The sequence below is a fragment of the Bacillus cereus group sp. MYBK222-1 genome (genome assembly GCF_051916425.1).
GTDB lineage: Bacteria > Bacillota > Bacilli > Bacillales > Bacillaceae_G > Bacillus_A > Bacillus_A paranthracis.
Map to the genome: position 1 here is coordinate 245,983 of NZ_JBQAGP010000001.1, position 24,176 is coordinate 270,158.

Consider the following 24,176-nt stretch of genomic DNA (forward strand, 5'->3'; position numbering starts at 1 on the left):
ATCTCATCTCCTAATTTTAAATAGTAGATTAACGAAATAAAATGTACACTAAGTTAAAGAATGACTATATAAATAGTGTACTACATGAATCAAATTGCAGACTTGAGAAAATTTTCTTTGAACGCATAGTTACGTGAGACAATGGCTAAGGGAAAGTATTCCATTACATATAAAAAATAATAAAAATATGAGAGAAAATATTTTTTTAGACGTTATATAGGGTGTAAAAGCTTTTACAAAAAAATAAGGGGAATCGCTACATGAAATCAAATGAGAAAAATTATATAAAAAGATTACAGCGACAAAAAGAAGATGCGCTAGAATTTGTTGTCGATACATACTTACCGCTCATAAAAGGAATAACCCACAAATTTCTTCTTCCGGTTCAAAATGATGGACTCATAGAGGAATGTGTAAACGATATATTTCTTTCCATATGGAATAACGCAAATAAATTTCATGGAGAACCAAATGATTTTAAAAAATGGATTGCGGCAATTGCGAAATTTAAGGCGATTGATTATTACCGGAAGGCAACTAAAAAAGTAGAGATTATTTCGGATGAGTTTCATATTAGTACGGAAAAGTCAGCAGAAGATGAATTAATCGTTATGGAAGATAGGGAAGAGTTATTGAAGCTTATTAATCAATTAGAACCGTTAGATCAAAAGGTGTTCATTATGAAATATCTTCTTGGTATGAAGACAGAAGAAATAGGAGACAAGTTAGGGTTAACTCGGGCAGCGATAGATAATCGTGTGTATCGTGGAAAAAAGAAACTACAACAAAATGCTACGAAAATTAGTTTTGGAGGTAGTGTCATATGAAAGACATTTATGAACTATTAAATGATATTGATATAGATGAGAAAGAACTTGAGGAAATTGAGGCTTCTGAAATTGAAAAAGAAAAAGTAAAGCGCAATGTAAAACAATCGATGCGTACGAAGAAAAAGATGAAAAGTTGGAAAAAAGGCGTTGCTGCTGCATCTATTTTAGTCGGCGTATCGGTTGCCATGCTTGGCATCGGATTTCCGACATACGCTGGAGGATTACCAATAGTAGGTGACATATTCCGATTTTTAGATAATGGTAGAACAGGGTTATATGAAAATTATAAAGAGTTTTCGACTGAATTGAATATGACGAGGGAGAGTAATGGGGTTAAGGTTACCATTAATGATGCTGTTTTTGACGGTAGGACCGTAACGATAACGTATTCTATCGAAAGTGATAAAGAGTTAGGAGAGAATCCGAGCATATTTGGTTCCCCACAAGTAAGTATGTCTAATGGATCGGCTGGAAGTTCTAAAACTACAAAAGTAGGAGATAAAAAATATGTAGGTATTATTACAACAAGTGACCTTGGTAGTAAAAGAATGGACGTTGCAAATGTTAGATGGAATATGGAATCAATTAACATGTACGAAGAAAAAAAATCAATAAAAGGGGATTGGAATTTTGCACTTACTTTAAAGGCGATGGATAGTAAAGAAGTAAAGGTTAATGGGATTTCCGAAAAAGAAGGTATTAAAGTAAATATAGACAAAATGGAAGTAACACCTATGTCCTTTATCGTTTTTTACAATCAAGAAGAATCTAAGGCATTAAGAAGCAAATGGGATAGTGCAGATGTTGAGCTAGAAATAAAAGATGATTTAGGAAATAAATATGTAGGTCAAGGAAATGGAGGTATGGGTACAGTAGCAGAGCCATATAAAAGTAGTTGGAGCGCTACATTCCAAAAATTGAACAAAAACGCTACGAAGCTTATCGTTACACCTCATGTGAACTTACGAGTACATACACCAGAAAACTTTGGTGGGGTGGAGTATGTGAATGGAAAAGAGAAAAAAATTGAAGTGCCGAATAAAGAAGCGAAAAAGAAAGAGTTTGTTTTAGATGATATTGTAATTGATTTAAAGAAATAATAAAAAAGGACTGCCTGAAATAATGAGTGGTCATCTCCCTGTTAAGTAGACAGTAGTAAAAAGAGTATTATGCCACGGTCTTTTCCTGATATTCTATCGAGGAAAGACCGTGAAGTTTTTCTTGGAACTTTTTTGTATTATAGAATTGAATATATTCTTGAATTGCTTGTGCTTAATTTGGATAGATACGAAACTTATAGGCTTTATTAATCATCATTTGATTCAGCTCTATTTCTGTATATGACTATTACATAACAAAGGTAAGTTTGGTAGATGGTAAAGTAACACTTTATGTATGTCCAACAATTAAGGTGACTTCCTGTCATCCCTTGTTCGAAGCCAATTCATCTGATGTTGAAAAGAAAGAAATAGGTAAATATTTAATTAGTCAGGAAGTATCTACTTTGAATATGACCAGTAGAGAATCAATTGTAAAAAAGCATCTGAGATATATCAAAAAGATCAGATTGGTCATGGTGAAAGCTTATTACTAAAGAATTATTATCCCCATCGTTTTACAAATCTTAAGCTAAAGTTTAGGGATGAGAACTTAGGTAAAGATAGCATCAACGAAAATGCTTTTAAATATAATACAAGTGTGTATCTTTTTTAGTAGCGCATGTTATAAAGTTAGAATTTTGGTATAGTTAGAGTAATCCAATACTAAAAAATCATATTGCAAAAGGACACACCTACGCATAACCATAGCATAGGTGTGTCCTTTTTTGTTTGTTATGAGATTTCAAGACTCAAAAGGGGGATATATATTGTGTACCACTAGTATAGCATCTACTAATATTTCTTTTGAAAAATTGAAAAGTCAGGAAGAGAATGAAAAAAACATAGTGTCAATATGTCCGAATTGTAAGAAACGCTCGTTTAGAGCACTTTATAATGATTATCCAAAATGGATACAGTTTTGCCTATGTTGTAATAATCGAGAAGTAAATACAATAGAGAGTCCGTTTGTTTATTAGGTGCAGCTATTTACGTATTTTGATTAGGAGGAAGAAATTTCGATATGAAAATATGGATTAAGGCTATTTTTTTAACATCATTCGTATTTCAAATGGCAGCATATAGTAGTTCCACGCAAACAAAAAATGATTCGAGACCTGCCCAAGCAGTACAAAACGGGATACAACAGCACGTGGAAGGGAAAGGTATTGGTGATATTCCAGAAGCTTATAAGGGGAAAATAAAAGGCTTAGAGACTGCTAAAGGGAAGGTATTACATATAAAGGACGGAGATACGATAGACGTGGACGTAAAGGGGCAGAAACAGACGGTAAGGTTACTGTTATTGGATACCCCTGAGTCTGTATCACAGAAGATTCCACCACAAAAGATGGGGAAGGAAGCGTCGTTATTTCTAAAGAAACAATTAAAAGGAAAAAGCGTAACATTGGTCTATGATCGTGGACCAAAAGAGGACAAGTATGGCAGGAAATTGGCATATGTATTTTGTGAAGGGATACATATCAACGAATTAATGGTCAAATCAGGATATGGTATTGTAGCTTACATTTCAAAACCTAACACTTCACTGCTTCCACAAATGCTAGAAAGCGAAAAAGAAGCAAAGGCGTCAAAAACTGGTGTGTGGAGCATAAAAGGGTATGTGGATGAAGAGAAACATCATTATAACCGTAATGATGCGGCTTAGCACCCTAATCCATTGCAATTCAAATATTCGTACTAAATGGAGGTTTTTTGCATGAATGAAAACAAAAGAAATATGCTCTTATCCTTTATCATTTCAAGTTTATTTATTTTTGTGAGTCTATTACCTTTTAGTAGTAATGAATATGTGTATGTGATCTCCAAAATTGGTGCTGCAGCTGGTGTAATAAATATTGTAATGATGAGCGTCTTCTTGTATTTTCAAATCAAAAAGACGGGACATTTATTAAATTAATACAGTAGGGTTCAATAGTTTTCCTTACCATTATTAAAAAGAATAGGTAAGGAAAACCTAAAAGGAGATGCGATAGGTGAGTCAAGTACCTGGATTCTTGAAATTTGTTTTAGCGAAAGAAAGACGGTATGTATATTTGGCTGTAGCAAAAAAGAAGAACAAAAGAGTGCATACACAAATTGTATATAGATTTGGTCCGCTAGCAAAAGCGTTAGAAGCCATGTATGTAATGCGTGATGATTTTGAGAATCTTTTCCCTTTAGAATTAAAAGAGAAGGGTTATGACTGGGAAGATCTCAACGATTGGATACTGTCTATTGAAACTGGCTATTCGAAACACGGAAATAAACTAGTCATATATTAGCAAATGTTTTGCATTGTAAAAAACAGGTGAGGCGAAAATAAGATGTCGATCATTCAAAAGTATCACATTGCAATTGCTTGGACGATAGCTACTAGTGCTATGCTCATAAGTTTGATTTTTAGTGAATGGATGAAGCTGCCTCCATGTGATTTGTGCTGGTATCAAAGGATGGCCATGTATCCATTAGTATTAATATTAGGTATAGGTATGTATAGAAAAGACCCATACGTAAGTACATATGCATTTCCGTTTGCATGTATTGGCTTATTAATAGCCGTTTATCAAATCACGATTCAGGCTTTTCCTACAAGTGAATTGAAGATATGTTCAGTAGGAGTTTCTTGTACAGAAGATTACTTGGATTTGTTTGGCTTCATTTCAATACCTATGCTATCTTTTGTTGGATTTTTAGCCATCATAATACTTATATATATTAAACCTGATAGAGAGGCAAAAGAACAAATAACACAGCGATTATGATCAATATACTCATACAAACATAAAATACTTAAAAATAAAAAAGAAACTAAAAAGGAGAAATTAAAATGCCAACTATTCAAGCAAGTAATGAAATGTACAAGATCCCAGAGGCGGATGTAGAATTATTAAAGATTATGGCCCATCCAGTTAGGTTACAAATTGTGAAGGAGCTAGAACACCGCAAAATTTGTAATGTAACACAATTAACAGAGCTATTAGATGTCCCTCAATCAACTGTATCTCAGCATTTATCTAAGATGCGTGGGAAAATTTTGCGTTCTGAAAGAAGAGGATTAGAGATGTACTATCATATTGTAAATTACAAGGCATGTCAGATTGTTAATGTATTAAGTTTGTAGAAATTCATGAGTAAGGTGATTGTATGAAGGTTAATTTATCTAATAAAAGTTGGTAGATAATTAACGTTGAATAAAAACAAAATTGGAAAACGAATTAAACAAATTAAAAACTTTCATATTCCGCCTTTAAGTCTCATCCAAATATGAGAAAAGCTGAAAAACAAAGAAGATTTACCTCTTCCAAAAAGGACAGAAAATTCATGTATTAGAGGATTGGATGTACCATCAAGATAAATTGTTGAACAGTTTGCGTTTATAGGAGATGTAACAACAGAGTCGATTTAAAGGTACCTAAAATAAATGAGGAGACCGATGAGGTGAATTTTCTATACAAAAAAGAATGCAGATTAAAACATCTGCATTCTTTTTTGTATAGAAATCTAAATGTATGACTAAGGTGTTTAAAGATAAGTTGCTTCCAAAAGTATAAGATCAACATTATATATAACTATCTATTGGTCTTTATTAGATGTAATTGATTAAAATTATTGAATAGTTTTTCAAAAAAATCTGCTGTAAATTCTATTAAATATATACAGTATTCAAATGAGATTTTAATGTAGGTGTATGTACCATTTGTATTTACTAGATTGTGATTTTGAATATGCTTCAACATTTCCGATAAACTTTTCTCCTTTTGGTATTCGGCAAGTTTTCTATCAAATGCAGGACCTTTATGTGCGATTTGATTCCTTAATTTTTTTATACACGTTTCTAATTCATCACATAACTTTTTATCAATTTCTAAATTCATTGTTTTAGTTATATATTTTTTCGTTTTGTAGTAGCTATTTAGATTTGGTGGATTCTTTTCTTTTGTGTAATTTTCCCAATAATACATACATAATTCATATAGTTCATTTTCGATAAAAGCGCACAGAGTAATTACAAATGATGAATAAAATAACTGTGGTAATCTCTCCATATCCCTATACATAATTCTTTGATATTTTATATCAATGTTTATATGTTCTAAAGTATCTAATGATCGTTCAACCATTTCATTTAAAGAACCTGCGTAACGTGCATGCTTATACTCATGCCAAACTTTATCTTGCAAAGATGTTAAATAAGAATTTGTTTTTTTTATGTGTTCTCTCATTATTTCTAAATTAACACCTACCATAAGCATTCTATCACTGTGTTGTTGTAACAAAAAAGTTCATTCCCTTCTACTGCTGTTTTGAGTTAAAATGTTTAGTTAATATAAATGTTATGATGTTAAATGAATTTAGATTAGAATTATATAGTTATCAATATTAGATAAACCGTGTTGTAGAAGATTGGAATATCTTTGATATTTATGCCATTATAACAAATCATCCATTATCAATACGAACATTTCAGTTTGAGTAAACTCACATATGAGGGGAGTTTTTATGTTGAATTTCAATTCGTGAAATCTATATATAGATTATACTAACTTATACGATAGCGGAATGATTAAATAGAGTATTGTAAGATTTGAATGATAATATTAAATGGATAATACCGAAAAAAAGTAAATACTCAATGAATTATATATGAGTTATAATGACAGATATAAAATAAGTACTGTAAGCTTGTTAACTAACTAATAACAAATATTCAGGGAGGGGAAAAGGTGATTTGTTTATTTCGATTTGAATTAAAAAATAATAAAATAGATTTTATTTTAAATAACAAAATAGAGGAAGTTATAACTCCTTATCACAATGAATTGTTGCAACCTTTAATTACTTCTCTGGGCCAAATTTTATATTCATATCATCAATTTAGTAAACATTCTACTATTTTATCATGTCAAGTCTCAGGTAATAAGCAATTAGAAATAATACTAGGTAAGGGATTAGGACAATATATAGACATTAATACAAGAGAGGAAATTTTTTTCGGAAGTGGTAAAAGTATAGCGGATATTTTGATGCGCTTTATAGATTTTTCTATGATAATGACACCTTAATGAAGATTTTTTTGTATATTGTTATATGAAATTTTATTCCCTTTTATTATTTAAGTATAAAATAATTTTTATGTAACAAACCAAGCGGCGAATATTCCTTATTCGCCTTTAAATACTATTTTAATCTTTACTAATATTTAAACCAATAAAAAACACGTGTAATTCTCGTCTTCCAAGTAAAAATAGAACTAGATTAACACTCCATATACACGATACTTCGATTTCTTTTTAATTTTTCTTTAAGCATAGATTTAAAAAAGTTAATAGACAAAAGGGAAAGACAGAGTATCCATCTATCTTTCCAGCATAAAACATATTGTAATCTTCCTTTACTGTTAGGAGTTTTTCTTATTAATTTTCTAATAGAATTTTATGAGGTTTGGTGATATATCAAATGTGTTTCTTTATGTTGTGAGAGTTCCTCAAAAAAACAAATATCGTTATAAACATAATAATTACTAACCCAAAAACAATAAAAGGATTTAGGCCGTCACTGTCACCGATGATCCCTTTAATTGTTCGCCATTGTATATATAAAGATAAAATTACTGTTTCAAAACCTAGTATGACTCTCATTAAACGGTCATTTTTATAAAGCTTCATAGATTTTTTAAATGAACTAGGTGAAGAAAAAAAGTGATTCTTAGTTAGCTTAGAAGAAAGTAACAAGGATACAAAAACAACTATAGATATCCCGAAAAATAGTATCATTTCTGATTTATCTCCATATCTATCTGCATTCCCCTGACCATTAAAATGCATTGGAACATCACCCGAAGTATTGTTATACCCCCATAGTACAAGCCCTCCCATTATAAGTAGCGAAAAAAATGATAGCACAATAAAAAGTTTTTCAATAATAGTTAAAGGAGCTTTTGGAACAGTTTTTGTAGTTGGCATCAAATTCATCCTTTCTAAATTAATTTACTTGATGAAGGATAAATCAATATTTCTCCATATTAAAGTGTGAATATTTAAAAAATATTGATTTATCAGATTTTATGTCCTATATTTATTTTATCACATGTTAAATCCTGTAAAAAGGAAAAAATAATAGGAGGTGGCAGTTTAGTGCTATGAAAAAGTATCCATATCTAATCTCTTTTTCTATGGTTACAATTTTACTTACAATTTTATTTACATTTGCACTTTTTAACGCATTGCCAGACAGCCCAATAAGAAAAGAAGAAAAAGGGTTTAATATGGCTATCCAATTTATGCCGCAAGGCTGGGGGTTCTTTAGTAAAAGTCCCCGTGATGAAACAATTTTTGTTCACGAGTTACAAGGATCTAATCATATACAGTGGCCTAATAATACAGCTGAGAACCTTTTTGGGATCAGTCGTAAGGGGCGAGGCCAAGGGATTGAATTAGGACTTATAACTAGTAGTCTAAAGAAGGAAGATTGGATAACATGTGATGATGGAATAAAAGAGTGTAAGAAAAAAGAAAAGTTAAATGCAATTGAAGTTGAAAATTCTACACCAGTACCTAATGTTTGTGGCCCTTATATCGTTGAAACGAGGGAACCTGTGCCATGGGCATGGGCAAAAATAACAGATGGTGAAAACTACCCAACAAAAATAGTAAAGGTGAATGTAAAATGCTCGAAAACCTAAACAATAAACTACAAAATAAGCTTTCTGATTTTAACCCTTGGACAAACGTTTATGGATTTTGCAGATCATTAATTGGTTTTGCAACATTAGTTACATTACTTTTCAATGATATTTCAATATTTTTAAGACCTGTTGCAGGTGTAGAAAAATACCCATTTTGTACAAATAGTTTTAGTTTATTTTGTTTAGTTCCCAATGATTATTTATATCTAAATCTATTAAAATGGGCGTGTATTCTAATATTAGTATTAGTTGTAATTGGTTGGAGACCAAGATTTACTGGTGTGCTTCACTACTATATTTTATATAGTATACAAAATGCAGCTACAAGTATTGATGGTGGAGAACAAATTGGAACTGTAATAACATTACTTCTAATTCCTATCACTCTACTAGATAGTAGAAAGTGGCATTGGGAAAATATAAAGGGAAAAGAAGATGTTGTTTCGGTCTATAAAAATGTTACTGTTTATTGTGTTTGGATGGCGATAAGATTTCAAATGTGTTTCTTATATGCAAGTGCAGCTATTACAAGGTTAAAAAATATTGAATGGAAAAATGGTACAGCTCTATATTATTTCTTTAACGATGCGATGTTAGGTCTTCCTGATGGGCTTAAATCTATTTTGGAACCAATTTTAACATCATGGCTTGTAGTAATACCTACATGGGGCACAACAATTGTAGAACTACTATTATTTGCGGCTCTATTCACCCCTAAAAAACATTGGAAATATTATCTGTATTTGGGTATTTCATTACATGCTGGAATTGCATTATTCTTAGGATTGTTTAGCTTTTCTCTAATTATGATAGGATGTTTAATTTTGTATTTACATCCTATTAACAAGCCACTGTCTTTTAAGAAAAGTAAAAAGAGATTAAAAGTATTAAACGAAAAAATTTCATGATTAAGGGAGCGAATTAGATGAAAATTATTAAGAAATGTGTGCCTTTAGCAATAGCTGCTACATGCTTATTTAGTATTTCTCCAGTAGGAAGTTTGAATATTAATCAAGTTAAAGCAGCCGAGCAAGAACAAAATCTATCTAAATATTCCGGTGAAGAAATTTTCAAAGGAGTTATTTTCGGGCAGGGTGAATTATCCGAAAATTTCGCTGATATGTGGGACCCTAAAATTTTGAAAGTTATGTCTTCTAAAGAATCCCAAGAAGCAGTTAATGTGTTAATTAGCCAATTCAAAGAACAAAATCCTGAATATTTCACTAAACTTGAACAAGCCGTGCAACAAAAAAATCCAAAAAAAGTTGATAAATTATTAGAGGAAGGTTCAACTGCACTTATGGAAATTGCTAAAAAAAATGGACGAATAGTTGAAAATGATAAACAAGAGGTATGTGGTCCAACAGTTTGTGCGCTAGCTCTAGTTACATATGGAGTTGCATTTCATGCAGCAGCAGTTGTAACAACAGCTGCGGTTGTAGCAACTATCTATTGGAAAGTATCTATTCAATCAGCCCCAGAATTCCTTGATCCAAGTTTATCTAAAGAAGAAATTCAACAAAAGAGAGAAGATAACATTGCCAACATTTTTAAAAGAATAAGTTAACAGAATTATAATGTAATATTGTGGGCAAGTTACATCGTTATTATAAAGGTGTAACTTGTCTATTAATGAAAAACAAGAAACACTCCCCTAATTTAAATAATTACTACTATTATACTATTCATTATAAAAAGATTTTAATAATAATTTGAGGTGATAATAAATGATAAAACAGAAACGTAAACCTATAATAATTATACTATGTTTTTCGCTTATTGTCGGCATGTTATTCAATTTACAAAGTGTAAAAGACAAAGTATATGCTGCGGAAGCACCTACACAATATTCGAAAGAAGAAATTTTTAAAGGGATATTTTTTGGGATTGGAGAATATGGTGAAAAAGTCTACAATGACACTCCACTAACTATTAGTGAAAGTAAAGAAGAAAGAGATTTTTTAGAAACAGTGGATCATATTACTGAGTATATAAAAAAAGAAAACCCTAGTTACCTGGACGATTTATCTGCAACAATATACAGCAAAAATCCAAATAAAATAAATGAACAATTACAGAAAGGCGGAGAAATTCTAAATAAAGCTTTAACAGAACCCACTAATAACTTAACTGTTGAAGACTCAAAAGCATTAAATAGTTGGTTACAAGGAACAGGTTTATGTCTAGTTTTAGCTATTTATGTGGTTGTTTGGAAATACGTTAAAGTTACATCTTCACCGCCTAGTGATATGCCAGAACCTAAAACAGCAATGCATTATTTAGACAAAAATTCATCAAAGTCAGCTGACACTTTCACTAAAGAACAATTGGTCCATAATATTATTGTAGCACTTTGAAATCAATTTTAGACCTTGATAATTAAAGTATTAGTATTTATAGTCTAATCCTTTCAATTATTGGTGGTTTTATATCTTTCTATCATTATTTAATGCAAAAACTTCCTTTGTTGTCAAATGATGAAGCTACTTGTGGAAGAGTTCCTTGCAATACAGATTATTTGGATTGGTATGGGATTATTACAATTCCGTTATTAGCTTTTATTGCGTTCATCATAATAATTAGTGGTAGCATTATCATTATCAAAACACAAAAAAGAGGGTAAGTTCGTGAAAAAAATCATTATATTTGTAATAGTAACCCTATTTTTATTTGGAGCCATAACTTTTTTCATAAACAAAGAAGAAAAAAATTATTACACTAATAATATTAACACAAAACAGCTTCAAGAAGATATTACTAATAAAAAAGATAAAATTATATATTTTTATCAAACAAATTGTTCATATTGTTCTAAAGTATCTCCTGTACTAATTCCAATGGCTAGCGAAATGGATATTAATTTACAAACTTTAAATTTAGAAAAACACCAGAATGGTTGGAATGATTTTAAAATTGAAGGTACACCTACAATTATTCACTACCAAAACGGCAAGGAAATCGATAGATTAGTGGGAGATAATAAGTCAGAAGTCTTTAAAGAGTGGCTAGAAAAAACAAAAAACTCTAAAGACAAATAAATTATAACTAGTATTGTGTTATTTAATCGTGGTGTAGTCCTTTTGATTGAAATGTTCATTTTATTTTTATAAATAATTTCCGTCACTTATTTATAAGGACTTATCACACTTCAATTAATAAGCCAACTTCTATTAATAAAAATTACAATTGAAAAATTGCATAATAAAAGGAGCTAATAAGATGAAAATTACAAAAAAATGTGTACCGTTAGCAATAGCTGCTACATGCTTATTTAGTATCACTACATTAGGTAATTCGAATGTTAACCAAGTTAAAGCGGATGAGCAAAAACAACAATTATCTAAATATACTAGTGAAGATATTTTTAAAGGTGTATTTTTTGGTGTTGGAAAATTTGGCGAAAAGATTTACAGTGATTCTCAAATAAACAGTAACAACAATGACAATGAAAAGAAATTAGTGAAAGTAGTAGAGGATATTACTGAATATGTAAAGGAAGAAAATCCGAATTACCTCAAAGAATTGTCTGCAGCAATTTATGAAGAAAACCCTAATAAAATTGATGAACAGTTACAAAAGGGTGGAGAAATTTTGCACAAAGCTTTATATGAGCCGAATCGTAATTTAGATCTTAAGGATTTTAAGGATTCTTATATTTCAACACAGGGGGCAGGTTTCGAAATTATTGCAGTTGTTTGGAAAAGCTATCAAAAAACAGTAGAACGTTCTGGTGAAAAGCTTGATCAAAAAACTGCAATGCACTATGCAGAAAGAGATACTTTAAAATCAGATAATAAATTTAATAAAGAGCAGCTTATCCACAATGTTATTATAGCACTCGAGAATTAACAACCTAGTCTAAGTTAACTAATGGATTAGCAAATATGAGATGAAAATTCATTTATTTTAGCAAAACAGTCTCTTGTTGAATTTGAGATTGTTTTGCTAATTAATACAATCATCCAAAAAAGAAAAACTACTTATTCGTATTAAAAGAAGTACGCATTCCTTTACTTGATGTTTCATAGGACTCTAATGCCTAAAATATCAAATTAAAATCAGGAATTTTCATATTTAGTAGAATGTTAAAATGGATGAAATAATTAGGAGAAATAACAAATAAGTGATCCTTAGAGATTATCTAAAAGTATATCCTATAAAGGAGGATCAATTATGACTGGTATTGTTCTATTTGATGGTGAGTGTAGTTTTTGTAATCGAAGTATTCAATTTATTATAAAACGGGATCATAACGCTTATTTTCAATTTGCTTCGTTACAGGGTCAGATTGGAAGACAATTACTAAAAAAATATCATATTGATGCTAATACTGATAGTATTGTGTTAATTGAAAATGATACTGCTCACATTAGATCCGAAGCTATAATAAATATCTGTAAAAAATTTAATGGATTTTGGAAAGTGACAACGCTTTTTTTATTAATACCAAGGTCCTTCCGTGATTATTTGTATGAAAAATTTGCGGAAAATAGATATAAATTATTTGGTAAACAAACAAGTTGTTCATTGCCTACCCCAGAAATCCGAAAAAGATTTCTCGATTGAATTTGTAAAATTTATAGCATATACATTCCATTCAAATCCAAGTAACTTAGTTGATTCTAAAAGATAATAATTTGTATCTAATAATCTAAAAAAATGCAAAAGAAATCTTTTATCAAGATTTCTTTTGTGAGTTATGGAAATGCTAAGAATAAAGATAACTTAGTATTTATTTGTACTTTTTTACCGTTCCTTCATAATAACATACAATCGAAAATGAGGAACGTTCTTGAGAAACGAGCTGAAGAGTTCCTTGGAAAATATTGTCATCATATGTAAAAGTATTAGGAATTTTTACTATTGGACCAAGAAGAGGATTCGGAAATATTTTAATACATCCTTTCACAAGTTCGTTTGCTTCTACATTTTGCGTAATGGTTTCACATGTCCCATTATTATTAGGGATATTTAATTCATCCGCTTTTGTAGAACTTCCTCCTGTAACAAAAAATCCTAATGTTAATACACCTGCAACAATTTTTTTGTACATATAATCATCCTTTGCTAATATTTTTTACGTAGGAGAACTAATAGCTTTAAAATACAGCTACGCATTAAATTCTAATGGGGCGTATGTAACACTAATCCAAGTTGGGTACTAGCCGTTATAGTGTGCTTTTATAATAGACTTCCACTAAAATATCTAAAAACCTTTAATTAAGTTTGGAATTTCATTTTTCATATCAATTAAACTATTATTTCTATAATTTCCAATCAACAGTTAAAAACATTGCATTTTTTGTTTGTTTTAAAAATAAGAAGTTATTTTACAAGTAGAAAGGGGTAATAGTAATGAGATTAAATAAATTACTACTAGGAGTTATGCTAACTTTAGGTTTAGGGATGTTTTCTGTAGAGTCAACAGAAGCAAGTATATTAGACAAAGGACAGACGTTAACTAAAGAGCAAATTTCACTGAAAATTTATGAAATTAACAGAAAATATGATATAAACGAAGGGATATCGGAGGAGGACCAAAATTTTATTAAAACATATGGAACTAGGCTGTTTTTAAATAAAACTCCTTTCCAAACCACCTCTCCAATGTACACGAATCAAAAAACTGTAGCGGGGATTGACACTAAAATTTCTGGTGATATTTTTTATGGACAAACGCCTATGATTTTAAAAATGTATGGTGGAAGGTTTAAAACGGAAACTTTTTCTGGTAATGCTACGAAAATAACTAATAACCTTCATTATGGAACCTATCGATTAGATCCTAAAGAAGGAATGGTAAAAATAACTGGGGGAACACTATCCAATTTGTGTGATAACGGAAAATATTGCGAGTTCTCCAAAGTCGGAACGTATGCTGGAGATTTCGCTTTAGCCAAGGGAGAAGCGATTATTGAGTATCCAGAAGGGACATTTTCTATTGATTTAGTAGAGAATTAATAAGCCGTAAAAAACAGAAACAATAGTGAAGTAAAATAAAGATAATAAGTGGAATCCCCTATAATAAAAGAGATCTTATTTTGAGATCTCTTTTATCTATTATTATTATTATTTAAAAATGAGCAGCATGTGAAAACTGTATAATTTCCTCTCTTTAAGAGTATGTATCACTTGTTTTGATTTGATGTTTCTAAGATTAGAAGGTGATAATTGTGCTCTTTATTTTTTAATTCTTTACAAATCTCTAATCCCTTACAATATAGTTAACAGAATTATTAGATGTACCTCAATCTATCTTATCTCAGCACCTATCTAAGATGTGTGGCAAGGTACTCCGTCCAGAAAGAAGAGGATTAGAGGTGTACTATCATATTGCAAATTCAAAAGCATGTCAGATTGTTAGTGCGCTAGGTTTATAGAAGAATATTAGACAGTAAAACAAGAATGTCATTTCATTTTGGGGTTCTTGTTTTACTATAGTCTCGATAAATATAATTCTAATATTCTGAATTTTGTTGATATATATTTGAAAATACGCCTATTAAATTACAAATTCTGTTATTATATTATTAAAAGAATATATGATAATTGGTAATGAGGGGGTAGATTATGAATATAGCAGTCAAAGGAAATGAACAGATTCTGGGCTTATTAAATGATTGGTATGTGGAAATCCGTGCGCGGCGCATAAGTAATGCACATCGTTTAAAAGAAGAAATTGATGATAAAATGCAAAATATAGAAGAAGATCAGAACTTATTATTATACTATTCGTTATTAGATTTTCGTCATCAATACGTAATTGATAACTTAGGTGTTTCTACAAGTAGTTTTGATAAAGTAGAATCCTTTGAGATTCCTTCTAAAAACACTTTAACTTATTATTATCATTTCTTTAAAGCTATTCATTCTAGTGGAACTGGTAGTTATAAGGTTGCAAAAGAACATTTTGATCAAGCCGAAAAGTTATTAGAGCTTATTCATGATGAAGTTGAGAAAGCTGAATTTTATTATAAGTTAGGTGCATTCCATTTTGATATTTGTGATTCACTAGTCTCCTTTCAGTACACAACAAGGGCAAAGGAAATGTTTTTAGCTCATGATGATTATGAGCGCAATGTCGGCTTTTGTGAGAACTTGTTGGGGTTAGCTTGTATAAATTTAAAAGAGTGGTCATTAGCAGAGGAACATTTTGCGGCTGCAATGGACAAATTCCAAAAAGTCGGAGAAGATAAGTTTATTCTTATGGTGCGCCATAACTTGGGTTGGATGTATTCTAAACAAAACCTATCATCTTTAGCGATTCGTTATTTATCTGAAGTCATTGAAAAGTCTCCAAACCATTACAAAGCCATGTATGCAAAGGCATTGGAACATTACAAACTGGACGAGCGAGAAGTCGCAGCAGAACTCATTGAGAATGGTTTAAATATTAGTAAGAAACTAAATCAAGAAGAGTTCATACATCGATATCTCATTTTACAAGAGCTGAACAACGCTTCACCTACTCAAATACTCGAAACCGTAGTGCTAGCAGGAATTGATTACTTCGAAAGAGAAGGATTGTATGAAGATGTTCAAGAGTCTTATGAGACACTGGGAACAAAATTTTATGATGAAAAGAATCATCATGCGGCGAGTAAGTATTTCCATTTAGGATTGCAAGCGAAACGAAAATTTTTTGAGGAAGGAGCTTTAAAATGAAAAAAGTAGTATTGAGTTTAATGGGAATTGTCACCGCTATAACCTTGACTATAGGTGTGACGAATACAGCGAAGACTCCACAATCATACGAAGTGATTCAAGGTCTTTCAATTGGAGATCACGGTGGTTGATACACTAATTTAATGTATAATAAAAAGGGCTAGGATTTATCATCTAGTCCTTTTTTTATTGATTAAATGCTTTAATTCGTCTTTATCAGCTTTAATACTAGGATGAGTTTTCATAAGGTTCAATTCGTAAAATTAGTAAGACGTATGCTGTGATTCGATTCGAAGTCTGCAGCGTCTTTGGTTCGAATAAGAAAAAATACGATCGGGGAGTGAAGGTCAATAAGAAATCATATCAGGAGCTCACAAGGACAACTACTGCAAACAAATAAGAAATGGTCACACCTAAAGCAAAAACAGCGTGAAATCATATCAACTTGGCTGAGAGAGGTTTATATAGAAAAGATTAAGGTACATAACTGTAGATTGAAACCGAGAGAATATGAGGATGTTCTAGAAATTGTAATGAGTAAAATCTATGAACATGAAATTTGGATTCCGGATTACGAGGTCGAAAAGTATTGCAAAGGAAAAATAAATAAATCGTATAACAAACACATTTTATTGGAAGAAAATGATAAGGGGGAGATATTAAACATGATATCAGAAATGTAATTATCAAGCTTAGTATAATTATTTATTTAAGAAGAAAATCATTAGACGTAACAAATCAAAATAAGGGGAAATTTGATTATGGATATAAAGAAGATAGAAGATTCCGTTGAGAGTACTCTAATATTTGAAAACCACAAGAATAATTTAATAGATGAATCCGTAATTAGTAATAATATTAATGGTTTAACAGCAATGGATGCAGTGTCAAAAATAGATTTAAGTGGATATAAATCAGCAATGGATGCAGTGTCAAAAATAGATTTAAGTGGATATAAATCGGCAATGGATGCAGTGCCAAAAATAGATTTAAGTGGATATAAATCAGCAATGGATGCAGTGTCAAGAATAGATTTAAGTGGATATAAATCGGCGATGGATGCGGTGTCAAAAATAAGTTCCAATTGGGTTCTAACAGATTCAGTTGTTAATGCAATGTCTTTAGAAAATAAGGAAAAAGAGACTAAATACATATTCGGTAAAATACCGAAGGATACTTATCAATTATGTCAAAGCTTTAATGACGATAGTGAGAAATTGGAATATATTCTCGAAAATAAAGAAAATACTGAATCCATACCTGTGCGTGAAATACCAAGAGTATTAGCAATTACAGATATTGTAACAAGTCTTAGCACAAAGGATGTTTTTAGTCTTTATAGATACCTTGCTCAATTCCCGATGCTTGGTTTAGAACATGCAGTTGGAAGAAGAATATTCGATGAAATTAATACGAACTTAATTACTGTTGAAAAATTGACGTTATTCCGTGCTAGGGATCGAGATGCTAATGAGAGGAAGTTACCATATACTGATTTGGAAATGTTTAAAGCGCCTTATGGTGTATCAGGACAAGGTAGATATAATATTTCTGGTCAAGGAGAGTTATATACTTGTGATGTTAAAGAAGTGGCTCTAAGTGAAATAGCTTCAGATAATCCTAATCTAAGATATGACATTATTGAATGGCAACTTTCAATACCGGTGAAATTTTTAGATCTATCAAATTCTCAATCTCCATTAGTCCAATATTGTAGCTTTGAAAAAACAACTCGTAATGGACAAGAATATATATTCCCTAATTTTCTGGCACAATGTGCGAAATATCATGGAGTACATGGAATTGTTTATAGGAGCGTGGCAAGCCCTCAAGCACTAAATTATGTTTTCTTTGATTATGAACAAAATTGGTTTAAAACGATTGATTTTGAATTTGATATTGTACAAACTACTAATACTATTATAAGTCTTAAATAAGGTTCAATAATGCAGAGGAAACATAAGGTTATAAAGGAGATGGTTCTGGTGCAAAAATTCTTTACTAGAAACATAGTTAAGATGTTTCTAGTATAAACGGAAACGAACAACACCAATGTATAAGAAACTCAGAGCAGGTCATGGGCAAGATGTCGGTGTAAATTATAAGTCATGGTTGGAGTTGAAGTACATATATTAAGGAAATTAGGATTAAAGAATTAATAGAATGCATTTAATTTATACTATAATCAATCTTTTTTCAAAATACGTGGTTTTTTTGTATTGTAACATCAATATTTATAACTCATTTTTGATTAAAATTTATTTTAAAGCTACAAATAAACATAGGTGAGTAGATACTATTCAAATTGTATTCTTTCTAAACGTTCTATTTCTAAGCCCAGTACCTAAAATGAGTCTTATAATGGTTATATCTCTTTCTTTATCACGCCGAAAAAACTATATTTTCGGCGTGATATATCTTTTAACATTTCTCCGTAATTATTTGCTAAAAATTGAAGAAAGGTATATCTTACTTAGTACTCGTTTAACAACCTAAATAGACATAATAAAAAAGAAGATAAGTGCAATAAAAATATGACTAAATATAAATAATATACTTTCATTTGCAATAGAATGGGTTGATCTAGAATTATGCCGAATTAATTTTTTTATTATTAAACCATATATCATAGAAACTAAAATAAGTAGAAGTAATAGCATAACAAATTGTAACCTATTATATTCTGTGGATGTTGCAGTAATAATAGCAGGTTTTAAGGATAAGAAATAAATTGTTAAATATATAAAAATGCTTAGAATACAATATAATTAAAAATTCAACAAGTTTCTGTACAAATAAATTCTACCTCTTTCCTTTTTATTTTCTAATTTATTATCTATATTCCCATCTTTTATAGAAGTATCCTAATCCTATTTAATTATAATCATAGAAAAATAGAAGTACTATAAAGTTAATTTTAAACTATTTACCAATTAAAGTAAGGAAATAAAGACAAATAATTTTAGAATTTCTAACAATAATTAAAAATGGATATATCTATGAATCATAATGTTGCAATGTAACTATAATTAATTTATCGGATGTTAATGATATTCCTTTTAGAAAGGGTGTATATTGAATTGCAGTATTCTTATATCGATTATTTTGATGGTTGGAAGAAAATATTTCCTAGTGGTAATTTAATTGTTTTTCAAAAGAAAAGATATATAGAGCTAGATTCTATGGTTATAGATAATGATAAGGAAGCAAAGTATATAAGAGGTAAAAAATCGTTATATCAAGCGAAATGTCCTATATGTCAAGATATCATGTCGTTTAATAAAGGATTTAAGAGAGTTAATAAAAATCCATATTTTTTTCATTTAGATAAAAAACACTGTTTTTCCTTTGAATCACTGGCACATGCTAGAACTAAGAAATATTTATATGAATTATTTAGTAAGGCTGGTTACATCGTAAAAGAAGAGAAAAGGCATAAAGACATTTCACGTGCGGATGTAGCAGTGTTGCAAACAATTGATGAAAAAGAAGAGCTAAAGTTGGCAATCGAAGTACAGGCGTCTAATATTCGGACTAGTAATATTGCGAAGAGAACAAATATATATTTTGAAGAAAATGTACCAACCGCATGGGTGTTAATACTAGATAGTTTCTTCCCACCTAAGGAAAAAGAGGGAAATGGTGAAAAAATATATACGGATAGTTATAGTGGTACAAGAATTAGTAGTTTTAATCCAGAAACAAATTCTTATGAGTATACATATATTTCTCCACTAAAAGAGGAGTATTTCTTTGTAACAGGGGAAAATAATAAAGCATTTAACTATTTGATGGATGTATATCATGTTATTGTAACCGTTGATCATAATGGGCATGTATTATTAATTCGAAGAACTCCTGAAAGTTCTAAGCTAAGGGTAAATGCATTGTTAGAGAACCGAGAACATTCAACACAAGATGATATATTTCTGGTGAACCGAATAGCAGAGTCTGATGTTGTACCAGTATTATTAGAAACAGAATTATTACGTGCACCAAATAGTGAAAAAGATACGAGGCTGAAAAAGAGTATTCAATTAAATGAAGAATTTAAAGGCCAAATTCATAGAAGTGATTCTGCTCCCACGAAATTAGTAGATGCTGCTATTGAATTTGATAAAGCCCGGCAGATAGAGGAAGCATTAAATAGTATAGAATTAGCGAGAAAAGCAAGAGAAGACATGAAAATAGCCTATACTAACAAACTACTAGAAATAGAACGACAAAAAGCTGAAGAGCGCAGAAGGCAAGAAGAAGCATTGGCTGAACAAATGGCAAAGGATTATATGTGTGATTTATATAATCAATATAAAAAGGAATTTAGTATGTTAGTAGAACGACTGGAGACAGAAAAGGTTCTATTTGAATTATCTTCAATTGGTAATTGGTATTCTTGGTTGAATTATTTAAAAGAAGAGCATTATGAGTGGTATATAGTCGTAAAAACTTTATTTAAAGGATTTCCAACAACTTTCTTAAGAAACAAGAATGATTTTGAAATATATTTTAATAAAGAACAAAATAGATATAAAAACTGGATCGAGAGTAGAAATTTAATTGAATTAGTAGAAGAATTAGAGCGACATTATGAGCAGGTAACCAATAATACTTCAGAAAAAATGTTTTATAAAGGGCTTTTGGATAAGTATGGACAAAAGTTAGATAAAGTGCAAAAAAAAGAAAAAATAAAAATGGAGCAAGAAGAGAAACGTATCCGACAAGAAAATTTAAAGAAAGAGGAAGAAGAACGAGAGCGTATTCAATTAGAGAAAGAACAATTATATAGAAAACAAGAGCTTTTAAACAAAGATTATGATGAGATACCTCATTTAACAGGAAATGAAATCGGTTTTGGGAGGAATACGTATGTATACAAAAAAAGAACGTACTGCCTACGAAAGAAAATACTTTCCTACATTCACTTCTGGATTACCAAAATGGTTTGTGTCAAGAAAACTTAGACATGAAGAAAAAGAAATTGAAGCTGTAAATAAGCAAAAAAACAAGAAAAAGGAGCATAAAGAAAACTTAAAAGATAACGACGATGGCTATATTCAGCTGAAGTTATTATAAAAGAAATATTTGTAATTAGAAGTAACATATATATCATTAAACTTTATTTCTGTATATTATAATTTATTTTTTAGGAGGATACATATGAGATTAAATAAAAATGAAAGATCATCGCCTGTATTATTAGCCTATGAAAGAGATGAAAATGGAAATCTTGCAGTTTGGTGCCCATATTGTGCGTTCATGGACAAGGAGACGGGCATCGTAGTGCTCATTGTCAAAATAGGAGAAGTCCATTTATAGAAACCGGGTATATTATTAAAAAGAGATCGAAAAAAGATTATGCTTTCGGTAGAACATATTATGACAGTTATGACAACTTAGATTTGATGTATTGTTACTAGAGGATGTTGCTTTAATTTAAGAATCAAATTATTAGTAATGCTAATAATTTTGAGGACAGTAAAATAAATAAAGCGGTTCGTTTATGGGGATCTAAAAGGAATATAGATGGTAAAGTTCTTGCAATGACGATGGATTTTTTAAATTTAGAGACAAAAGAACTTGAGTATGAAATGGATCAACAGCGATACAGGTAGGTTGCATATTTTGTAAGTGATACGCCGCTTCATAGTTACCATATCGTTCTTTCACTACAACAAGTTCACGTTCCATACAGAGAAATAAACGTTTCATTTTCGTAACCTCCTTAAAAATTCTTTCATTAGTAAACAATATGAAGCTGAAAAAGAAGTAGTCTTATTTTTTGTTGAGAAAAAGGACTTGTTTGAAATGTAGCGAAGTGTTTATACAGAGGAAGCGGGATAAAGATGGGGAGTTTGTTTCATACTAATGTACAGATATTATCCTTAAAGGAGCATTAGTATGGGGCATTCACATAATCATGGTAATTCTAATAATAAGAAAGCGTTATTACTTGCATTTTTACTAACAACAAGTTTTATGATTGCTGAAGTTATTGGGGGATTTGTAACAAATAGCTTAGCACTACTATCTGACGCGGGGCATATGCTAAGTGATGCAGTATCTTTAGCTTTAAGTTTACTTGCGTTTAAACTCGGAGAAAAAACAGCAACAACTGCGAAAACATATGGATATAAGCGAGTCGAAATGTTAGCGGCATTATGTAACGGTGTCGTCCTTATTGTCATTTCAATATACATTTTTATTGAAGCAATTCGCCGTTTTAAAGAGCCAGTTGAGATTGCTAGTAATGGAATGCTTATTATTGCTGTACTTGGTCTGCTTATTAATATTTTATCAGCTGGGATATTAATGAGAGGCGGAGATGTGAAGGGTAATTTAAATTTAAGAAGTGCTTTCTTACACGTATTAGGCGATTTATTAGGATCAGTTGGAGCGATTACTGCTGCGTTACTTATTAAATTTTTCGGATGGACTGCTGCGGATGCGATTGCTAGTATTCTTGTGTCTATTTTAGTCATTATTAGTGGATGGCGTGTAACACGTGATACGGTCCATATATTAATGGAAGGTGCACCGCAGAACATAAATGTTGAAGAGGTAAAAAGTACATTGTTAAATATTACGATTGTAAAAGAAGTTCATGATTTGCACATATGGTCTGTCACATCGGATTTTCAAGTATTAACTTGCCACTTGATTATTCAAGGAAATGAAACACAAAGTGTATTAAAAGAGGCTACGGAAGTATTAAAAGAGAAGTTTCATGTAGAACATGTCACCATTCAAGTAGAAATAGATGGTGAATTTCATCATAGTGAGACAACTTGCAAAGTATGAAAGAAAAAGGATAAGAAAAAGTGTCATAACATTTTTCGCGCGGCATACATATATATAATGTGGCCACAAATACTTTGTAAGGTAAATATTTCATGAAATTACTTTACTTATAAAGAGTCATCTTTTATAATCAAAAGTGGTAATTGATAAAGATTATCATTTTCAATAATCGTAGAAAGGAGTTTTTTTAAAAGATGAGTAGTCAACTCCGTTTTGCTGTTGAAAATCGTAAGAGGCATTTAATTGATGAGTTAATTGGAGCAGGTGTGTTTAAAATTCGCGATCGACAATTATACGAGCTGTCTTTAGAGGAATTGGAAAAAGAATACGAAGATATGGAAGATTATGCAAATATTCAGGCATAACTATATATATTAGTAAAAAGAGAGCTGGTTACGATTTTATGTAGCCAGCTCTCTTTCTATTTCGTAGAAATTATTTTTTGTATTTCTTTCATTGGACGGAGCCAGTTTTGAGTCATCATTTGTTCCATTTGTTTTTCATCCTGCTTCTGCAGTGCTTGAATGATAGCGTGATGTTCATCAATAGATTGACTTGCTGGAACAAAGTTTTGGAAAAATAAATATTCAAGGCGTAAGACGTGAAGTTGCATATTTTCTAGAAAGGGTTCAATATATTGATTTTTAGCAATAGAAGAAATTGCATTGTGAAATTGTATATCTAATTCTAAAGCTTGTTTTGCGTTTTTTTTCTCTATAGAGTACTGAAAGTCATCATTTATTTCAGAAAGTAGCTTCAGATCAGCGTCTGTAATGTTTTGAAGTGCTTGCTTACCTATAATAGAGTGAAGACCAGCCATCGTTTCATAAATAGTAGGTATGTCGTCTAACTGAATAGGAGCAATTTTTGTTTTTTGCCCAGGTACCATTTCCACTAATCCAGAAAGCTCTAATATTTGAAGTGCTTCTCTTACAGGTGTTCTACTTACTCCTAGTGCTTCAGCCAGTTCCCCATCATTAATTTTTTCATCGGGCTTCAGTACACCTTCAATAATCCAATCTTGTAGTTGATTTAAAACGAGTGATTTTGCTGAAACTCTTCCAAGTTTTTTATTATTTTGAGGGATAGGCATAGTGA

Annotated in this window: 30 protein-coding genes and 4 pseudogenes; 26 read left to right on the forward strand and 8 right to left on the reverse strand. The window is 30.8% G+C overall.

Annotated features, from left to right (window positions below; genetic code table 11):
- Window positions 1–260 precede the first annotated feature (260 nt).
- Together ACTFR9_RS01305 and ACTFR9_RS01310 are read left to right on the forward strand one after the other, a co-directional pair.
- Window positions 261–827 carry a sigma-70 family RNA polymerase sigma factor gene (locus ACTFR9_RS01305; protein ID WP_048557479.1) on the forward strand — a complete coding sequence of 189 codons (567 nt, stop codon included), beginning with the start codon at window positions 261–263 and terminating at the stop codon, window positions 825–827.
- Entirely contained in the window at window positions 824–1,930 is a 1,107-nt protein-coding gene (locus tag ACTFR9_RS01310) for a DUF4179 domain-containing protein (RefSeq protein ID WP_193635138.1), read from the forward strand. Before ACTFR9_RS01305 ends, ACTFR9_RS01310 begins: the two co-directional genes overlap by 4 nt.
- Window positions 1,931–1,997: 67 nt before the next feature.
- On the opposite strand, the pseudogene ACTFR9_RS01315 reads toward ACTFR9_RS01310, so the two are convergent.
- Window positions 1,998–2,099: pseudogene (locus ACTFR9_RS01315) on the reverse strand (IS3 family transposase); the annotation flags it as partial.
- 852 nt (window positions 2,100–2,951) lie between these two features.
- On the opposite strand from ACTFR9_RS01315, the gene ACTFR9_RS01320 reads away from it, so the two are divergent.
- The 5 genes from ACTFR9_RS01320 to ACTFR9_RS01340 all read left to right on the forward strand — a co-directional run bounded on the left by ACTFR9_RS01320 (window position 2,952) and on the right by ACTFR9_RS01340 (window position 5,051).
- Window positions 2,952–3,596, forward strand: a complete 645-nt coding sequence (locus ACTFR9_RS01320) for a thermonuclease family protein (RefSeq protein ID WP_193635139.1) — start codon at window positions 2,952–2,954, stop codon at window positions 3,594–3,596.
- Window positions 3,597–3,647: 51 nt separating this feature from the next.
- The gene (locus tag ACTFR9_RS01325; protein WP_193635140.1) at window positions 3,648–3,848 is read left to right on the forward strand and encodes a hypothetical protein; all 201 of its coding nucleotides are present in this window, start codon (window positions 3,648–3,650) and stop codon (window positions 3,846–3,848) included.
- A gap of 76 nt (window positions 3,849–3,924) precedes the next feature.
- Window positions 3,925–4,212, forward strand: a complete 288-nt coding sequence (locus ACTFR9_RS01330; RefSeq protein WP_088060810.1) for a hypothetical protein — start codon at window positions 3,925–3,927, stop codon at window positions 4,210–4,212.
- A 42-nt stretch (window positions 4,213–4,254) separates the two neighbouring features.
- The gene (locus ACTFR9_RS01335) at window positions 4,255–4,692 is read left to right on the forward strand and encodes a disulfide bond formation protein B (RefSeq protein ID WP_193635141.1); all 438 of its coding nucleotides are present in this window, start codon (window positions 4,255–4,257) and stop codon (window positions 4,690–4,692) included.
- Between the two features lie 65 nt (window positions 4,693–4,757).
- On the forward strand, window positions 4,758–5,051 hold the full coding sequence (locus tag ACTFR9_RS01340; RefSeq protein WP_193635142.1) for an ArsR/SmtB family transcription factor: 294 nt from the start codon (window positions 4,758–4,760) through the stop codon (window positions 5,049–5,051).
- Window positions 5,052–5,499: 448 nt separating this feature from the next.
- Here the strand turns inward: ACTFR9_RS01340 and ACTFR9_RS01345 are convergent, their stop codons facing one another.
- Entirely contained in the window at window positions 5,500–6,207 is a 708-nt protein-coding gene (locus ACTFR9_RS01345) for a hypothetical protein (RefSeq protein WP_193635143.1), read from the reverse strand.
- A gap of 447 nt (window positions 6,208–6,654) precedes the next feature.
- Between ACTFR9_RS01345 and ACTFR9_RS01350 the strand changes: the two genes are divergently transcribed.
- Window positions 6,655–6,993 carry a hypothetical protein gene (locus tag ACTFR9_RS01350; RefSeq protein WP_193635144.1) on the forward strand — a complete coding sequence of 113 codons (339 nt, stop codon included), beginning with the start codon at window positions 6,655–6,657 and terminating at the stop codon, window positions 6,991–6,993.
- Between the two features lie 390 nt (window positions 6,994–7,383).
- On the opposite strand, the gene ACTFR9_RS01355 is transcribed toward ACTFR9_RS01350, so the two are convergent.
- Complete coding sequence (locus ACTFR9_RS01355; protein ID WP_193635145.1) at window positions 7,384–7,893, reverse strand: DUF1648 domain-containing protein; 510 nt, start codon at window positions 7,891–7,893, stop codon at window positions 7,384–7,386.
- 176 nt (window positions 7,894–8,069) lie between these two features.
- On the opposite strand from ACTFR9_RS01355, the gene ACTFR9_RS01360 reads away from it, so the two are divergent.
- The 7 genes from ACTFR9_RS01360 (at window position 8,070) to ACTFR9_RS01390 (ending at window position 13,181) form a co-directional block, all read left to right on the forward strand.
- The gene (locus ACTFR9_RS01360; RefSeq protein WP_002166918.1) at window positions 8,070–8,612 is read left to right on the forward strand and encodes an SdpA family antimicrobial peptide system protein; all 543 of its coding nucleotides are present in this window, start codon (window positions 8,070–8,072) and stop codon (window positions 8,610–8,612) included.
- The gene (locus ACTFR9_RS01365) at window positions 8,597–9,523 is read left to right on the forward strand and encodes a sporulation-delaying protein SdpB family protein (protein ID WP_193635146.1); all 927 of its coding nucleotides are present in this window, start codon (window positions 8,597–8,599) and stop codon (window positions 9,521–9,523) included. The genes ACTFR9_RS01360 and ACTFR9_RS01365 overlap by 16 nt, the downstream gene beginning before the upstream one ends.
- Window positions 9,524–9,540: 17 nt before the next feature.
- Window positions 9,541–10,182, forward strand: a complete 642-nt coding sequence (locus ACTFR9_RS01370) for a sporulation delaying protein family toxin (protein ID WP_193635147.1) — start codon at window positions 9,541–9,543, stop codon at window positions 10,180–10,182.
- 160 nt (window positions 10,183–10,342) lie between these two features.
- Window positions 10,343–10,972: a hypothetical protein gene (locus ACTFR9_RS01375; RefSeq protein ID WP_193635148.1), complete on the forward strand. Its 630-nt coding sequence runs from the start codon at window positions 10,343–10,345 to the stop codon at window positions 10,970–10,972.
- 270 nt (window positions 10,973–11,242) lie between these two features.
- The gene (locus ACTFR9_RS01380; protein ID WP_193635150.1) at window positions 11,243–11,653 is read left to right on the forward strand and encodes a thioredoxin family protein; all 411 of its coding nucleotides are present in this window, start codon (window positions 11,243–11,245) and stop codon (window positions 11,651–11,653) included.
- A gap of 181 nt (window positions 11,654–11,834) precedes the next feature.
- The gene (locus ACTFR9_RS01385) at window positions 11,835–12,464 is read left to right on the forward strand and encodes a hypothetical protein (protein ID WP_193635151.1); all 630 of its coding nucleotides are present in this window, start codon (window positions 11,835–11,837) and stop codon (window positions 12,462–12,464) included.
- Between the two features lie 324 nt (window positions 12,465–12,788).
- Window positions 12,789–13,181: a thiol-disulfide oxidoreductase DCC family protein gene (locus tag ACTFR9_RS01390; RefSeq protein WP_193635152.1), complete on the forward strand. Its 393-nt coding sequence runs from the start codon at window positions 12,789–12,791 to the stop codon at window positions 13,179–13,181.
- A gap of 166 nt (window positions 13,182–13,347) precedes the next feature.
- Here ACTFR9_RS01390 and ACTFR9_RS01395 read toward each other — a convergent pair whose 3' ends face one another.
- Window positions 13,348–13,668 (reverse strand): hypothetical protein, encoded by a 321-nt coding sequence (locus tag ACTFR9_RS01395; protein ID WP_193635153.1) that lies wholly within the window; start codon window positions 13,666–13,668, stop codon window positions 13,348–13,350.
- A 302-nt stretch (window positions 13,669–13,970) separates the two neighbouring features.
- Here ACTFR9_RS01395 and ACTFR9_RS01400 point away from each other — a divergent pair, with 302 nt between their 5' ends.
- The 6 genes and pseudogenes from ACTFR9_RS01400 (at window position 13,971) to ACTFR9_RS01425 (ending at window position 18,217) form a co-directional block, all read left to right on the forward strand.
- The gene (locus ACTFR9_RS01400; RefSeq protein WP_193635154.1) at window positions 13,971–14,576 is read left to right on the forward strand and encodes a hypothetical protein; all 606 of its coding nucleotides are present in this window, start codon (window positions 13,971–13,973) and stop codon (window positions 14,574–14,576) included.
- Window positions 14,577–14,839: 263 nt separating this feature from the next.
- Window positions 14,840–14,995: pseudogene (locus ACTFR9_RS01405) on the forward strand (ArsR/SmtB family transcription factor); the annotation flags it as partial.
- A gap of 190 nt (window positions 14,996–15,185) precedes the next feature.
- The gene (locus ACTFR9_RS01410) at window positions 15,186–16,280 is read left to right on the forward strand and encodes a Rap family tetratricopeptide repeat protein (RefSeq protein WP_229136852.1); all 1,095 of its coding nucleotides are present in this window, start codon (window positions 15,186–15,188) and stop codon (window positions 16,278–16,280) included.
- Window positions 16,277–16,411, forward strand: a complete 135-nt coding sequence (locus tag ACTFR9_RS01415) for a hypothetical protein (RefSeq protein ID WP_000758231.1) — start codon at window positions 16,277–16,279, stop codon at window positions 16,409–16,411. Before ACTFR9_RS01410 ends, ACTFR9_RS01415 begins: the two co-directional genes overlap by 4 nt.
- A gap of 219 nt (window positions 16,412–16,630) precedes the next feature.
- Entirely contained in the window at window positions 16,631–16,963 is a 333-nt protein-coding gene (locus ACTFR9_RS01420; RefSeq protein ID WP_229136859.1) for a transposase, read from the forward strand.
- Window positions 16,964–17,041: 78 nt separating this feature from the next.
- Entirely contained in the window at window positions 17,042–18,217 is a 1,176-nt protein-coding gene (locus ACTFR9_RS01425) for an RES family NAD+ phosphorylase (RefSeq protein WP_193635156.1), read from the forward strand.
- Window positions 18,218–18,610: 393 nt separating this feature from the next.
- Here ACTFR9_RS01425 and ACTFR9_RS01430 read toward each other — a convergent pair.
- Together ACTFR9_RS01430 and ACTFR9_RS01435 are read right to left on the reverse strand one after the other, a co-directional pair.
- Window positions 18,611–18,741, reverse strand: a pseudogene (locus ACTFR9_RS01430) (tyrosine recombinase XerS); the annotation flags it as partial.
- Between the two features lie 31 nt (window positions 18,742–18,772).
- Window positions 18,773–19,039 (reverse strand): hypothetical protein, encoded by a 267-nt coding sequence (locus ACTFR9_RS01435; RefSeq protein WP_313929705.1) that lies wholly within the window; start codon window positions 19,037–19,039, stop codon window positions 18,773–18,775.
- 321 nt (window positions 19,040–19,360) lie between these two features.
- Here ACTFR9_RS01435 and ACTFR9_RS01440 point away from each other — a divergent pair, with 321 nt between their 5' ends.
- The 3 genes from ACTFR9_RS01440 (at window position 19,361) to ACTFR9_RS01450 (ending at window position 21,596) form a co-directional block, all read left to right on the forward strand.
- Window positions 19,361–21,241 carry a competence protein CoiA gene (locus ACTFR9_RS01440; RefSeq protein WP_229136853.1) on the forward strand — a complete coding sequence of 627 codons (1,881 nt, stop codon included), beginning with the start codon at window positions 19,361–19,363 and terminating at the stop codon, window positions 21,239–21,241.
- Window positions 21,225–21,353 (forward strand): hypothetical protein, encoded by a 129-nt coding sequence (locus ACTFR9_RS01445; protein ID WP_264675722.1) that lies wholly within the window; start codon window positions 21,225–21,227, stop codon window positions 21,351–21,353. The genes ACTFR9_RS01440 and ACTFR9_RS01445 overlap by 17 nt, the downstream gene beginning before the upstream one ends.
- Before the next feature lie 84 nt (window positions 21,354–21,437).
- Entirely contained in the window at window positions 21,438–21,596 is a 159-nt protein-coding gene (locus tag ACTFR9_RS01450) for a hypothetical protein (protein WP_372464932.1), read from the forward strand.
- A 270-nt stretch (window positions 21,597–21,866) separates the two neighbouring features.
- On the opposite strand, the pseudogene ACTFR9_RS01455 reads toward ACTFR9_RS01450, so the two are convergent.
- Window positions 21,867–21,989, reverse strand: a pseudogene (locus ACTFR9_RS01455) (glycosyl hydrolase); the annotation flags it as partial.
- A gap of 189 nt (window positions 21,990–22,178) precedes the next feature.
- Between ACTFR9_RS01455 and ACTFR9_RS01460 the strand changes: the two are divergent.
- Entirely contained in the window at window positions 22,179–23,078 is a 900-nt protein-coding gene (locus ACTFR9_RS01460) for a cation diffusion facilitator family transporter (protein ID WP_095843052.1), read from the forward strand.
- A gap of 194 nt (window positions 23,079–23,272) precedes the next feature.
- Window positions 23,273–23,443 (forward strand): Fur-regulated basic protein FbpA, encoded by a 171-nt coding sequence (gene fbpA, locus ACTFR9_RS01465; protein ID WP_000098302.1) that lies wholly within the window; start codon window positions 23,273–23,275, stop codon window positions 23,441–23,443.
- Window positions 23,444–23,499: 56 nt separating this feature from the next.
- On the opposite strand, the gene ACTFR9_RS01470 is transcribed toward fbpA, so the two are convergent.
- Window positions 23,500–24,171 carry a GntR family transcriptional regulator gene (locus ACTFR9_RS01470; RefSeq protein ID WP_002163700.1) on the reverse strand — a complete coding sequence of 224 codons (672 nt, stop codon included), beginning with the start codon at window positions 24,169–24,171 and terminating at the stop codon, window positions 23,500–23,502.
- Between the last annotated feature and the right edge of the window lie 5 nt (window positions 24,172–24,176).